10 protein-coding genes and 1 pseudogene are annotated in these 14,203 nt (G+C 66.5%); 3 read left to right on the top strand and 8 right to left on the bottom strand.

The features are described from left to right. Positions 1–76 precede the first annotated feature (76 nt). Positions 77–364, bottom strand: a complete 288-nt coding sequence (locus H9656_RS11330) for an accessory factor UbiK family protein (protein WP_191744341.1) — start codon at positions 362–364, stop codon at positions 77–79. A gap of 180 nt (positions 365–544) precedes the next feature. On the opposite strand from H9656_RS11330, the gene lgt reads away from it, so the two are divergent. Genes lgt through pgeF form a run of 3 tightly spaced genes read left to right on the top strand, consistent with a single transcriptional unit; the run spans position 545 to position 3,271 of the window. After that, complete coding sequence (lgt, locus tag H9656_RS11325) at positions 545–1,417, top strand: prolipoprotein diacylglyceryl transferase (RefSeq protein ID WP_191744340.1); 873 nt, start codon at positions 545–547, stop codon at positions 1,415–1,417. A gap of 7 nt (positions 1,418–1,424) precedes the next feature. Next, complete coding sequence (locus H9656_RS11320; protein WP_191744339.1) at positions 1,425–2,504, top strand: class I SAM-dependent methyltransferase; 1,080 nt, start codon at positions 1,425–1,427, stop codon at positions 2,502–2,504. After that, entirely contained in the window at positions 2,501–3,271 is a 771-nt protein-coding gene (gene pgeF / locus H9656_RS11315; RefSeq protein ID WP_191744338.1) for a peptidoglycan editing factor PgeF, read from the top strand. The genes H9656_RS11320 and pgeF overlap by 4 nt, the downstream gene beginning before the upstream one ends. A 27-nt stretch (positions 3,272–3,298) precedes the next feature. Here pgeF and lpxC read toward each other — a convergent pair whose 3' ends face one another. The 7 genes and pseudogenes from lpxC to murB form a co-directional block, all read right to left on the bottom strand. Then, a complete protein-coding gene (lpxC, locus tag H9656_RS11310) occupies positions 3,299–4,198 on the bottom strand; it encodes a UDP-3-O-acyl-N-acetylglucosamine deacetylase (protein WP_191744337.1) in 900 nt (299 codons plus the stop codon). Between the two features lie 228 nt (positions 4,199–4,426). Then, positions 4,427–6,031, bottom strand: a complete 1,605-nt coding sequence (ftsZ, locus tag H9656_RS11305; RefSeq protein ID WP_191744336.1) for a cell division protein FtsZ — start codon at positions 6,029–6,031, stop codon at positions 4,427–4,429. Between the two features lie 257 nt (positions 6,032–6,288). Then, positions 6,289–9,561, bottom strand: coding sequence for a TonB-dependent receptor domain-containing protein (locus tag H9656_RS11300; protein ID WP_191744335.1), 3,273 nt, complete (start codon positions 9,559–9,561; stop codon positions 6,289–6,291). A 267-nt stretch (positions 9,562–9,828) separates the two neighbouring features. Then, positions 9,829–11,154 (bottom strand): cell division protein FtsA, encoded by a 1,326-nt coding sequence (ftsA, locus tag H9656_RS11295; RefSeq protein WP_024354772.1) that lies wholly within the window; start codon positions 11,152–11,154, stop codon positions 9,829–9,831. A gap of 26 nt (positions 11,155–11,180) precedes the next feature. Beyond that, complete coding sequence (locus tag H9656_RS11290) at positions 11,181–12,020, bottom strand: cell division protein FtsQ/DivIB (RefSeq protein WP_191744334.1); 840 nt, start codon at positions 12,018–12,020, stop codon at positions 11,181–11,183. Continuing rightward, a pseudogene (locus H9656_RS11285) lies at positions 11,950–12,946 on the bottom strand (D-alanine--D-alanine ligase). Before H9656_RS11285 ends, H9656_RS11290 begins: the two are co-directional and overlap by 71 nt. 289 nt (positions 12,947–13,235) lie before the next feature. Further along, on the bottom strand, positions 13,236–14,144 hold the full coding sequence (gene murB, locus H9656_RS11280) for a UDP-N-acetylmuramate dehydrogenase (protein WP_191744332.1): 909 nt from the start codon (positions 14,142–14,144) through the stop codon (positions 13,236–13,238). Between the last annotated feature and the right edge of the window lie 59 nt (positions 14,145–14,203).

Genomic DNA, 14,203 nt, shown 5'->3' with positions numbered 1-14,203 from the left:
GCGTTCAACTTCTTCAGCAGCGACAGCGACTCAGATGAGCGCTTTCGAGGACGGTAGGCGTGTTCGGAGATTCGGCTCAACCGGCTGAATCCGGGGTCGAGGCGGCGTCTGTGGACGATCCCTTGGCGGCCTTCGTCGGGGCCGACGCGGCAGCCTTCAGCGCGGCGATCTCCGCCCGCAGGGCGGCGATTTCGTCCTTCAGCACGTCGAACTCGTCGCGGCGCACCAGGTCCATTTCAGCGACGAAGCGGTCGGCCTGGGCGCGCCGGGCGGCCTTGGCCTCCTCGCCCGCGGCCTGGGCCAGGCCCATGGCGCCGGTGGTCAGCTTGGCGAACTCATCAAGGAGGGGATTGCGCGTCTGCATGGCGGCCTCTTGAGAACTCTCGGACTTGCAGGCCCGAAGATGGTTAACGGTGCATTGATTTGGGTAAACCAAACCTTACCCGCCAGCCGCGTATAGACTGCTTCGCGGGAAAAGCGCGCGACGAATGCAGTCCCGCTTGCTAGACCATCGACAACTCCTGACGGCGCAGACGGAGGCCCCGTGCCCTTTCCCGAATTCGACCCTGTCCTGATCCATCTCGGCCCCCTGCCTATTCGCTGGTACGCCCTGGCCTATGTGGCCGGGATCGTCCTGGGCTGGTGGTACGCCTCGCGGCTGGCCAAGACCGAGCGGCTGTGGGCGCCCGGCAAGCCGCCGGTGACCGGGCCGCAGCTCGACGATCTGGTGCTGTGGATCACCCTGGGCGTCATCCTGGGCGGCCGCTTCGGCTATGCGCTCTTCTACAAGCCGTCGATGTTCGCCCAGTTGTTCACCGGCGACAGCTGGGGCGAGCGGCTTGAGCTGCTGCAGCTGTGGACGGGGGGCATGAGCTTCCACGGCGGCTTCCTGGGCGTCGCCGTCGCGCTGATGCTTTACGCCAATCGCCAGAAGGTGAACCCGCTCAGCCTGGGCGACCTGATCGCCCCGGTCGCGCCGCTGGGCCTGTTCTTCGGGCGCATCGCCAACTTCATCAACGGCGAGCTGTGGGGCCGCGAGACGACGGTTCCCTGGGCCATCCGCTTCTGCAACGAGCGCATCCAGCAGATGTACGGCTTCTGTCCCGCCGGCAACGAGCCGCGCCACCCCAGCCAACTGTATGAGGCCGGGCTGGAAGGCCTGCTGCTGTTCATCATCCTGTCGCTGGCGATCTGGAAGTGGCGGATGCTCAAGCGTCCGGGCTTCGTCACCGGCCTGTTCCTGCTGGGCTACGGCGTCAGCCGCGCCGCGCTGGAGAACGTGCGCCAGCCCGACGTCGGCATGGAGAACCTGCCGCTGGGCCTGACCATGGGCATGATCCTGTCGATCCCGATGATGCTGGCCGGCGCCTGGCTGATCTGGCGGGCGCTGAAGAAGCCGGAAGTCGCGGAGGCGTAAGACCACTATGGCGGAGACGCTCAAGGACCGGTTGGTCCGCGAGATCGTGCTGACCGGGCCGATGACGGTGGCGGACTACGTCACCCGCTGCCTGCACGACCCCAGGGGCGGCTACTACGCCACCCGGCCAGCGCTGGGCGAAGGCGGCGACTTCATCACCGCCCCGCTCGTCAGCCAGATGTTCGGCGAACTGATCGGCCTGTGGGCCATCGAAACCTGGAGCCGCCTCGGCGCGCCCGAACGGGTACGGCTGGTCGAGGTCGGACCTGGCGACGGCACGCTGATGTCGGACGTGCTGCGCGCGGCGCGGCTGGTTCCAGCCTTCCTGCAGGCGCTGGACCTGATCCTGATCGAGCCCAGCGCCCCCCTGCGCGCCGAACAGGCGCGCCGACTGGCCGAGAGCGACGTCCATCCACGCTGGCTCAGCGCCCTGCACCAGGTCGAGACCGACGCCCCCGTCATCCTGATCGCCAATGAGGTGCTGGACTGCCTGCCCGCACGCCAGTTCATCAAGACCGAAGGCGGCTGGGCCGAGCGCCGCATCGGCGTGACCGACGACAATGAGCTGACCTTCGGCCTGACCGCCATCGCCGACGGCTTCGAGGCGCCGGGTTTTGAGGTCGAACCGGGCCAGATCGTCGAGATTTCCGAGCAGCAAGCCGCCTTCGGCCGCGACCTGGCGACGATGATCCGCGCCGCCTCGGGCGCGGCCCTGCTGATCGACTACGGCCGCAGCAAGCCCGAGGCGGGCGACACGCTGCAGGCCCTGCGACGGCATCAGAAGGTCGATCCCCTATCGGCCCCGGGCGAGGCCGATCTGACGCAGTGGGCCGACTTTCCCCTGGTGCTGGAGGCCGCCGTTCGCGGCGGCGCCGATGTGACCGGCTGCGTCGCCCAGGGCGCCTTCCTCAAGGCGCTGGGGATCGAAGCCCGCGCCCAACGGTTGATGCAGGGACGCCCCGAGGCCGCCCCGGTCATCCAGCGCCAGTTGGATCGGCTGACCGCGCCGGATCAGATGGGCGAACTGTTCAAGGCGGCGGCGATCTTCTCGCCGCGTGCGCTGATCCTGCCGGGATTTGAAGTATGAGTTTGGTCCCTATCACCCATCCGCTGCTCGATAAGGCCGGCGTACGTCATGGCTTCTTCACCCGCGAGGGCGGCGTGTCCGAGGGGATTTACGCCGGGCTGAACACCGGGGTGGGGTCCAAGGACGACCCGGCTCGCGTCGCCGAGAACCGCCGCCGCGTGGCCGAATGGATGGGCGGCGCCGCCGATGACCTGTGCGGCTGCTATCAGGTCCACTCCGCCGTCGCCCGCGTGGCCGACAGCGGCTGGGCCGGAGAGCGGCCCGAAGGCGACGCCGTGGTGGCCGGCGTCAAAGGTCCGGTCCTGACCGTGCTGACCGCCGATTGCGCCCCCGTGTTGTTCGCCGACGCCGAGGCGGGCGTGGTCGGCGCGGCCCATGCGGGCTGGAAGGGCGCCCTGGGCGGGATCGTCCAATCGACCGTCAAGGCCATGACGGCCCTGGGCGCCGATCCGGCGCGCATGGTCGCCGTGGTCGGCCCCTGCATCGCCCAAGCCTCCTACGAGGTCGGCGCCGACTATCAGGAGCGCTTCGCCCACCACGACCCGGGCAGCGAGCGCTTCTTCGCCCCCGGCGCGGCGCCCGACAAACGCCAGTTCGATTTGCCTGGCTTCGTCCTTTGGCGACTGGAACAGGCCGGCGTCGGCGAGGCCGCCTGGACCGGCGACGACACCCGCGCGGACGACGGGCGCTTCTACTCCAACCGCCGCGCCTACCTGGCGGCCGAACCGGATTTCGGGCGGTTGATGTCAGCGATCACGCTGGGATGAGCTTCACCCTGGCGGGATAAGAAGGCCTCAGCCCGCCATCGCCATGTCGGGAACGCGCGTCGTCTCGCGCCAGGCGTCCGGCTGGGCCAGCAGGGCGCGGACCAGCTTGTTGTTCAGGGCGTGGCCCGCCTTGACGCCTTCGTAGCGGCCTAGCAAAGGCGCGCCGAGCACATACAGGTCGCCGATCGCGTCCAGCGCCTTGTGGCGCACGAACTCGCGCTCCATGCGCAGACCGCCGGGGTTCAGGATCTGGTCGCCGTCGATGACCACGGCGTTCTCCAGCGAGCCGCCACGGGCCAGACCGGCCTGACGCAGGGCCTCGACCTCATGGGCGAAGCCGAAGGTGCGGGCGGCCATGATGTCCGAGCGGAAGGTCGCCTCGTCCACCACGAAATCCACCACCTGATGGCCGATGACCGGCGTGGGGAAGTCGATCTCGAAACGCATCTCATAGCGGTCGCACGGCAGAAGGACGGCGGACTTGTCCCCCTCCTCCACCCGGATGGCTTTCAGGATCTCGATATAGGTCTGGGGCGCTTCCTGACGGCGGAAGCCGGCCCGGTCCAGCAGTTGAACGAACGGCAGGGCCGAACCGTCCAGGATCGGCAGTTCGGGCCCGTCCACCTCGATCACGGCGTTGGAGACGCCCAGCGCGGCCAGGGCGGCCATCAGGTGCTCGATCGTCGACAGGCGCACGCCCGCCGCGTTCTCGATCATGGTGTTCAGGCGCGCGTCCACGACGGCTTCGCCCGACACGGGAATGCGGTTGTCGCGGTCGGTCACATCGGTGCGCACGAAGACGATGCCTTGGCCGGGCGCGGCCGGGCGCACGACCAGACGCACGCGGCGGCCGGTGTGCACGCCGACGCCGGCGCAGATGGCCGGGGCGACGATGGTCTGTTCGTACTGGTCGTTGCGGACCGTCACTCGGTTACTCTCTGTTGCGCGACCCGCCCCAATCAGGACGGTCTTCGCCTCACCCGTCGTTTACGCCTCGGGGCTCAAGCCCGAAATGAAAGTCGAGTTTCGGATTGTTTCGCTTTGGTTACGATCGAGGGACCGGCCGGAGCGCCCGCTGCGGGGCCGGTCGCTCAAGCAAAACGCCCCGGAGACCAGCTCCGGGGCGCTTCTATACCTTAGGGCCGCTTGGGGCGGTCAGTTTGCGAGGCGGCGGAGAAAGGAGGGGATCTCCAGGTCGTCGTCTTCGCTTTGGCCCACCTGCGGGTCCTGATGCTGGGGCTGGACCGACTGGGTCTGACGCAGTTGCTGGGTCGTGCGGTTCGACGACGGCGGCGGCGCGTAGGAGGGCTGTTGCTGCGGCTGCTGACGCTTGCGACCGAACAGGCTCCAGCCGCTGCGGCGGTGATCGCGCTCGTCATAGAAGGGCTCTTCGGCAGGCTCTTCGTGGCGGGCGGCCGGACGCTGGGTCGAGTGCTGGGCCGGTTGCTGCGCCGCAGGTTGCTGACGCTGCGGGGCGCGGTCGAAGTAGAGGTCGCCCTGCTCCGAAGACGCTGCGGTCTGACCGCGGCCGCCGCCTTGTTCGTACTCCTCGACCCACGGATCGACGATCGGCTCCAGGTTGCGGGGCGCGTCGTGGATCACCGGTTCCGGCTTGGCTTCGAACTTCGGCTCGGGCGCGCGCGCGGCCGGCGCATCATAGATCGGAGCCGGGGCCGGCTGCGGCGCGGCCTCGCGCACCGGATCGATGCGGACTTCCGGCTGACGCGGCGCAGCAGCCGACGGAGCGCCGGTGCGGCTGAACGTCTGGCCTTGCGGCTCGATCTGCTGGATGACGGCCTCGTCCATGCCGGTCGCCACGACCGAGACGCGGATCTTGCCGTCCAGGGCCGGATCGAAGGCGGCGCCGAAGATGATGTTGGCGTCGCCGTCCACTTCGCCGGCGATGGCGTTGGCGGCCTCGTCGACTTCCAGCAGGGTCATGTCCATGCCGCCGGTGATGTTCACCAGCACGGCCTTGGCGCCCTTCAGGCTGGTCTCGTCCAGCAGCGGGTTGGCGATGGCGTTCTGGGCCGCCAGCAGGGCGCGGTCGTCGCCCGTCGCCTCGCCCGTGCCCATCATGGCCTTGCCCATCTCGCTCATCACGGCGCGGACGTCGGCGAAGTCGAGGTTGATCAGGCCCGGCAGGATCATCAGGTCGGTGATCGAACGCACGCCCGAGTGCAGCACCTGGTCGGCCATGCCGAAGGCGTCGGAGAAGGTGGTGCGCTCGTTGGCGACGCGGAACAGGTTCTGGTTCGGAATGACGATCAGGGTGTCGACGTAACGCTGCAGCTCGGCGACGCCCGCGTCGGCCAGGCGCATCCGGTGACGGCCCTCGAAGGTGAAGGGCTTGGTCACCACGCCTACGGTCAGGATGCCGCGATCGCGCGCGCATTTGGCGATGACCGGCGCGGCGCCGGTGCCGGTGCCTCCGCCCATGCCGCAGGTGATGAAGATCATGTGCGCGCCTTCCAGGTGCGCATGGATCTCGTCGGCGCTTTCCTCGGCGGCGTTCATGCCGACTTCGGGGTGGGCGCCCGCGCCCAGGCCTTGCGTGATCGTCTCGCCAAGCTGGATGCGGCGGTCGGTCTTGGCGAAGCTCAAGTGTTGGGCGTCTGTGTTAGCGACGACGAACTCCACCCCCTCAAGGCCAGAGTCGATCATGTTGTTGACGGCGTTGCCGCCTGCTCCGCCTACGCCGAACACGACGATCCGGGGCTTCAATTCCGTGGCTTCCGGCCTGACCAGCGAGAGAGACATTATGTAATTCCGACCTAAGGACCCTGCCCTTCGTCCCCAACGCGAGATCCCCGCCGAATCGCATTGGTTATGAGCGCGTTAAGGAAAACCCTGTCTGCGTTAACGAAGAGTTACCTCGATAGCGTGAGTCGTCGCGACAGGGAGCCCTGCGACCTAGCTTGGCCGCAAATAATTCTACGAATCGCTCACCGACATGCAGGCCAAGAAAAAGGGCGGCTCCGAAAAGCCGCCCCTCGTCTTGGTTGCTCAGCCTAGTCTTACCAGGGACGGTAGTTCACGTTGATCGAGAAGCGACGACCGTAGGGGTCGAAGTTCGAGTACAGCGTGCCGCCCAGCCAACGCGCCTGCTCGGCGTCGAAGGCGTTCTGGACCGTTGCCGTGACCGACACATCGTCACGCACTTCATAGCGTACCGAGAAATCGTGACGGACGAAGTTCCCGGTATCCATGTACCGGATCTCGCGCTGATCAGCGTTCTGGACAAAATCGCGTTCCCGCACGATGTCCTGCGCGGTTTGCCAGTCGGCGATCCAGCTGAGGCGCAGGCCCTCGATCGGGGTGCGCCACGCCAGGGTCGAGGAGAAGCGAACGCGGGGATAATACAGGTTGCTCGACACCTCGGTGAAGTCGGCCGGGTCTTCAATGTTGTTGAAGTTCTTCTGCTCGATCAGCCACGAACCGTTCAGGCTGTGCGTGAAGCGGCCCCAGTTACGGCCCAGCATTTCTTCCGTGTCGAACGAGTAGTTCGTCGTGAAGTCCATGCCACGGACGTTACGCTTGGCATAGTTGATCGAGCTCTGAATGAAATCGACCAGCAGGAAGCGGTCGTCCCGGGGGGTCGCCGGATCGTCGGTGCCCGTGCGGAACAGGGTGGCGCAGGCGCTGGCATTCAGAGACGGGCCGTTGACGCAGTTCTCAGCCGCGACTTGTGCAGTAACGGCGGCAATGACCTTGTCGATGGTGATTTCGTAGTAGTCGAGCACCACCGAGAAGTTCGGGATAAAGCGCGGCTGCAGCACCGTCGAGAAGGTGAAGGATTCCGACTCTTCCGGCTGCAGGAACGGGTTCCCGCCGGCCCGACCCGGGACGCTCGAGCCGTAGTCAGGACGATAGGCGTTGGAGGCCGTCGGATCGGTGAAGTTAAAGGTCAGACCTTGCTGCGAAGCCAATGCCGCACAGTTGACGACGCGGTTCGCCGCCTTTTCGCGGTCGGCCATGTTCTGAATGTTCAACGTGGCGCAAGGATCGGTGAACAGCAGGAAGGTTTGCGTGAACGGCGCATTCGTTTCGCCAAGCGTCGGAGCTCTCACAGAGGTGTTGAAGCTCGTCTTGAAGGCGATGTCGCGGATCGGGCGGTAAACGAAGTTCACGCCGTACACGTCGCTGCTGCCGAAGGTCGAGAAGTCGCTGTAACGATAGCTGCCGCTCAGTTCAGCATACTCACCCAGGAACGAATCTCGCATCAGCGGGATCGAGATCTCAGCGAAGACCTCTTTCGTTTCATACTCAGCAGGAAGGAAGTCACCGCCAGTGTTCAACTGAGCATAAGTGGTTCCCAGCGAACGGCTGCGCCCCAACCCTTCAGTGTACTCCTTACGATATTCCGCGCCCAAAGCAACGCCAATGCGACCCGCGCCCCAGAAGTCCCACAGCTGACCAGACACAGACCCCAGAGCGTCATGTTGCTCGTTGACCTGCTCGATCTGAAGCTGCGCGCGAACGTATTCCAGAGCCTCAGCGCTTTGGTTTCCGGCACCGAAGACGTTCAGAGGCTTACACTGCTGCACAACGCTAGACTGTGCGGTCAGCGTACCGCCAACATTGGGGTTGCGGTTTGTCACCGTCCGCGGCAGCCCGGTGACGGGATCCACACCCGCCGTCAGCATCTGCACACGACAGACAATATTGCCCGACGCGTCACGGACGGCGTCCATAGCGTACGAGAAACGCTCAATATCCAAACCACGCTCGATGTTGAGGTTATCGAGGCGGCCAAAAGTGTAGCCCAGATCCCAATCGATATTCTTGACGAATCCGAAATCGCCAGCGTGCCCATTCAGGCCAACGACGTACCGCTGGAGTTGCTTCTCGTTCGTCTGCGGTCGATCAAGCAGCCAAGCGCTGTAACGAGCGAAAGGCGCCTCAGTATCGCCGACAACTTCGCCAGGAGCTGAGCTGGTCGCCGAACCATAAACGGGCGTCCGGTTATTACGGATGGCCGCTGCCAAATTGGCCGGCAGGAACGCGTTGTCCGTCCGCGTCGTGTAAGCCGACGTAGCCAGAATCTGCATCGAGTTGTTCGGGTTCAGCGCGTCCGAAATATAGATATCGCCGAACGAATATCCCGTAGCGAGGTTGGTCGTCTCATCAACGTACTTCGCTTCCGCGTACAGATTGATGTTCGGCGTGATCTTGAAGTTCAGGCCAACCTGGAAACGAGCGTTCTCTGACTGAGGCAGTGTCGAGTCGACATTGAAGGTGGTGTTCGGATTTTCTCCGTCACCGCCGACGTTCGTCACGCGATTGGTGCCGTTGACCTGAACCCAGTTGCCAAAGTCAGCCAAGCGCGCGTTCGGGCCGTCGAAGACATAGGTCCGGCCTGGAGCGACACCAAAGCAAGAAGCCGACGTGATCGACGTTGCGGTACACTGCCCTGTCGGAATGACATACGGGTTGTTCAATGCGCTGGGTTGATAGTTATTGGCCAGCGTAACCTGACCCCACTTCATCAACTGGAGGCTCCGACGATCACGATACAGTTTCGTGTCAGTGATGCCGTCGTAAGGTTGGGCAGCAGTGTCCGTATCGCGCGTAACCAGACCCCACGCGTCACCCAGCCAGTCAATATCACTGGCCAGAACCTCGTCGAGGCGCTCGTATTCAGCGAAGCCGTAGACATTGAGGCGATCATCGAAGAAGTTCTTGCCGGCCAGGACCGACACGCGTTCCGACGTCTGACCGCCATCATTCAGCTGCGCCCAGCGCGTATCGATCTCGAGCCCGTCGAAATCCTTGCGCAGTTTAAAGTTCAACACACCGGACACGGCGTCGGCGCCGTAAACCGATGACGCCCCGCCCGTGACGATTTCGATGCTCTCGATCAACAGCCGCGGGATGGTGTCGACGTCGACCGCCAAAGTCCCCTGTTGAGAACCGACGTGACGTCGACCGTCCACCAGCGTCAGAGTCCGACCGGAACCCAAAGAACGCAGGTTGGGGAGCGACAAGCCGCCAGCGTTGAGCACGCCTGCCGTAGTGTCCGAAGGCACTTGCGAGTTCATCAGCGCCGGAATGGTGGCCAGGTGGTCGATAACTGTGTTCTGGCCCGTGGTCAGCAAGGTCTCGCGCGTCACCTGGATCAGCGGCGTGGGCGCAGTCACCGGATCGCGGCGAATACGCGAACCCGTGACGACGATCTCCTCGACCTGGGACACCTGCTCTTCAGGCTGCGTCGTTTGCGCCATCGCCGGCGCGGACAGCGCCACGACCCCGGCAAGGACCGTCGTCCCGAAAAGATATCTGCGATTCATATACATTGGATATGCCCCAACCTGATTAGACCCAAAGCGTCCGAAAATTTGCAGGACCCTCGATAGCGTGGGTCTAGCTGTTAGCGGGGAGCAAGCAAGCTTTGTGTCGCGATTTGGGCCGAGAAACGTCAGTCGTGTAACAATCCAGCCACAACAGCGCCGCACTTCCAGCGACCAAAGATCATTAAAGACGCCGCTCGCGCCTTGGCGCGCGCGCCCATGCCGGGACGCGGCGGGTCGAGGTCGCCATCAGAGGGGCGACAGGGCCTATAGGTTATCGCGCAGCCAGCCCGCCGCACGGGCGACCATGCCGCCGCGATGCACCTTGGGCGCGTCGGCGGCGGTGATCTGGCGGGACATCAGCTTGCGGGCGGAGACCGCCTCGCGCGGGCCGTAGGCGGCGCGAAGCAGGACGCCGGCGGCCGAGCAGAAGGCCGGGCCAGCGGCGGCGTCGGCCAGGTGGGGCGCGCGTTGCGGGCGGCCCAGGCGCACCGGGCGGTCAAAGACGCGCACGGCCAGTTCGCGCACGCCGTTCAACTGACTGGCGCCGCCGGTCAGGACGAGGCCCGCGCCGGGTTCTAGGCCCATGCCGGCGTGTTTCAGGCGGTCGCGCAGCAGCTCCAGGGTCTCTTCCACGCGCGGCGCGATGACGGTCTTCAGCATGGCGCGCGGGACGATGACCGGACCGGCCGAGGCGTCTTCGCCGCGCGGCGGAGCTTCCAGCATTTCGCGGTCTTCGTTAGCCGACGCCATGGCCGAGCCGTGCAGGGTCTTCAGCCGCTCGGCGCCGACGCGCGAGGTCGACAGGCCGCGCGCGATGTCGGCGGTCACATGGTCGCCGCCGACATTCAGGCTTTCGATATGCAGCAGGGAGCGACCGCCCCAGACGGCCGCTGAAGTCGAGCCGCCGCCCATGTCGATGCACAGGGCGCCCAGCTCCATCTCGTCCTCTTCCAGCGCGGCGAGCGACGAGACGACCGGCGCGGCGGCCACGCCCTGAAGGTCGAGATGGGCCAGTTCGAGGCAGTGGCTGAGGGCGTTGAACGATCCCTCGGACATGGAGACGACCAGCAGGTCGAGGCCCAGCGAGCCGCCGCGCATCGAGCGCGGGTCGTGGACGCCGCGCGCGCCGTCCACCGACCAGGCGATGGGCAGGACGTGGATCGGGCGCCGGTTCGGCAGGCGGATCTGGGCCAGGGCCATGCCGATGGCGCGGGCCAGGTCGGCGTCGCTGATCGGGTGGGAGCCCAGCGAGACGCGCGCCTGCACCCGGTGGCTGGCCATCTGGCCGATGGCCGTGGTGACGACGACGCCGGATACGGGGGCGCCCGCCGCGCGCTCGGCGCGCTCGACGGCGTGGCCGATGGCCTGGGCCGTCTCGTCCATGTTGACGATGGCCCCGCCCTTGACGCCCCGCGACTGAACGTGGCCGGCGCCGGCGACGCGAATGGTGCGGTCGGCGTGGCGCACGCCGTCCGGCTTCATGATGAAGCAGGCGACCTTGGACTGGCCGAGATCGAGCGCGGCCACGACCGGCGCGCGCGGCGCGCCCCTGCCCTGTTCCGGCTTCATGTCTCGGCTGCGTCCAACCATGGGTCGTGTCCTAAGAGGTCAGAGGGTCAAACAGCGCCTTCGGAAGGGCGGACGGCCACTTCTTCGGGCGTGCGAAGGTCGATGCGGGCGAAACCCAGGTCCAGCAGGCGTTCGCGCTGGTCCAGGGCGTCGAGGCGGATGAGGGCGGATTCCTGATCCACGGCGGGCAACTGGATCAGGGAGCCGTCCTTGAGGCGCAGGTCCCAGCGACGCTCGTCCACACGGACCAGGGCGTCGACCTTGGCCATCAGGCGCGGGCGCTGGGCCAGCAGGGGCAGGACGTCGGAGGCGGCCTGGTCGGCGCCCTTGCCCACCACCAGGGGCAGGCGCGGATAACGGCCCGCATCGGCGCCCTCGATGACTAGGCCCTGCGCATCGATGACGTGAGCCTTGCCGCCGACCTGCCAGACGGCGAGACGGTCGTGTTCCTTGACGTCCACGATCAGGGTGTCGGGCAACAGGCGCACCACGCGCGCCTCCTTGACCCAGCCGACGGTCTGCACCCGGTCGCGCACGGCGGCCAGGTCCAGGCTGACGATAGGCTGATCGGCATGGACGCCGACGGCAGCGCGCACGGCGGCGGCGGCCTCGGGCGAGGCCCCGGTGACGTGAACCTGGCGCACCTTCAGACCCATGCCGGTCGTGACGGCGTCAAAGCGCTCGGTGGCGGCCGTCGAGATGCGCTCGGCGCGCGCGCCGGTGGCCAGCACGGCCGCGACGATGCCGACGCCCACCACCAGGGTCGCCGCCACGACGCGAGGCGACATGTCCAGCCGGCCGATCGCGGCCGCGCGGCTAGGGGGAGCGCCGCGCGCGCCGCCCTTGCCCGAAGACTGTCGCCGACCGCCGCGCACTACCGCGGGCATAAGGCGTCCTCCACCATCCAACGAACCAGTTCGCGATAATCCATCCCGACATAGGCCGCCTGCTCGGGAGCGAGCGAGGTCGAGGTCATGCCGGGCTGGGTGTTGATCTCCAACAGAACGAGAACGTCGTTAACATCGTCATAACGGAAGTCGGCTCGGGAAACCCCTCGGCAACCCATGGCCGCGTGAGCCAGCTCGGCCTGGCGTAAAGCCTTGTCAAAGACGTGCGGCGGCAGCTCGGCGGGCAGGACGTGCGTCGAGCCGCCCTCGGCGTATTTGGCTTCGTAGTCGTAGAAGCCCTTGGTCGGGGTGATGTCGGTGATGGTCAGGGCGCGCGGACCGGCCGCCTCGCCCAGGACGGTGACCGCCAGCTCCTTGCCGGCGATGAAGGGCTCGACCATGACCTGATCGCCATAGGCCCAGTCGTCGGCGCCGACCTCGGCCACCGGACGGTTGGCGCCCTCGCGCACCAGGAACACCCCGACCGAGGAGCCCTCTGCGTTCGGCTTGACCACATAAGGCGGGTCGATGACGTGGCGGCTGGCCACCTCATGCCGGTCGAACAGGCCGCCGCCGGGCACGATGACGCCCGCCGCGCGCAGCACGGCCTTGGACTTGTCCTTGTCCATCGCCAGGGCCGAGGCCAGGACGCCGGAGTGGGTGTAGGGGATCTTCAGCGTCTCAAGGATGCCCTGGACGCAACCGTCCTCGCCCCATTTGCCGTGCAGGGCGTTGAAGACGACGTCGGGCTTGAGCGCTGTCAGCACCTGGGCCAGATCGCGCCCGGCGTCGACGCGCGTGACCTTGGCCGCCTGCCCTTCCAGGGCGTCCGCGCAGCCGCGACCCGAGGACAGCGACACCTCGCGTTCCGACGACAGGCCGCCCATCAGGACAGCGACATGGAGGGTGTTCAGGGGCGCACGCATGGCAACATCCGAAGACTAGCCCGCCCCTATGCCCTGAATACGGTTAACCGGTTGGAAACGATACGGGGTCGTGGAAGGAAATTCGCAAGATTTCCACCCTCTCCCTATGGGAGAGGGCTTGAGCCTCCAAGAGCGCAGCGATTGGAAAAGGCGAAAGGGTGAGGGTTCGCGGCGACAGAAAGAAACGCGGCGGCTTACGCCGACTGACGGGACAAACCCCTCACCCTTTCGCGCAAGAACGATCGCCTTCGGCTCTCGTGCGCTCAAGCCCTCTCCCGCCGGGAGAGGGTTATTTGCGCCCGATCCGACGGATTTCCCAGTTCAACTGCACGCCCGTCTTCGCCAGCACATCAGCGCGAACCGCCTCACCCAGGCCCTCGATGTCGGCGGCCGTGGCCTCGCCGGGGTTGATCATGAAGTTGGAGTGCAGCTCGCTGAACTTGGCGCCGCCGCCGGTAACGGCGTGCAGCTTGCCGCGCCAGCCCGCGTCGTCGACCAGCTTCCACGAGGAATGGCCGTCGGGGTTCTTGAAGGTCGAGCCGCCGGTCTTCTCGCGGATCGGCTGGGTCTTCTCGCGGCGCTCGGTGATTTCCTGAATACGGGCGGCGACGGCCTCGGGCGCGTCGGGCGTGCCGCGATAGGTCGCCTCGATCCAGATGATGTCGGCCGGGGCGTTCGAGTGACGGTAGGTGTAGCCGAAGTCGACCAGGGCCAGTTCGACCCGTTCGCCTCTGCGGTTCAGCCCCCAGGCGGACACCAGCACGTCCTTGGTTTCCGAGCCGTAGCAGCCCGCGTTCATGGTCAGGGCGCCGCCGATGGAGCCGGGGATGCCCGCGTAGAACTCCAGCCCGGCGATGCCCGCCTTGGCCGAGGCGCGCGCCACCATGCTGTCCAGCGCGCCTGCGCCCGCCGTGACGGTGTCGCCGTCAGCCGTCACCTGGCCCCAGGCGCGGCCCGCCAGACGGATCACCACGCCCTCGACCCCGCCGTCGCGCACGATCAGGTTCGAGCCGACGCCGATCGCCGTGACGGGCACGCTCTCGGGCAGGGCCTTCAGAAAGTCGGCCAGATCATCGGCGTCCGCCGGAATGAACAAGGCGTCCGCCGCCCCGCCCACGCGGAACCAGGTGTAGGGCCCCAGCGGCTCGTTCAGCAGCAGCTTGCCGCGCACGGCGGGGAGGTTGTCAGTCCAGGCCATCCAGTAATCCGCTCATCCCGGCGGACGCCGGGATCCAGTGCTTTGGCTGCATCCAGCCG

It is taken from the genome of Brevundimonas guildfordensis, assembly GCF_014836405.1.
Lineage (GTDB): Bacteria > Pseudomonadota > Alphaproteobacteria > Caulobacterales > Caulobacteraceae > Brevundimonas > Brevundimonas guildfordensis.
Note: the sequence above shows the minus strand (reverse complement) of the source record. Positions and strands in the feature narration are given on the sequence as shown.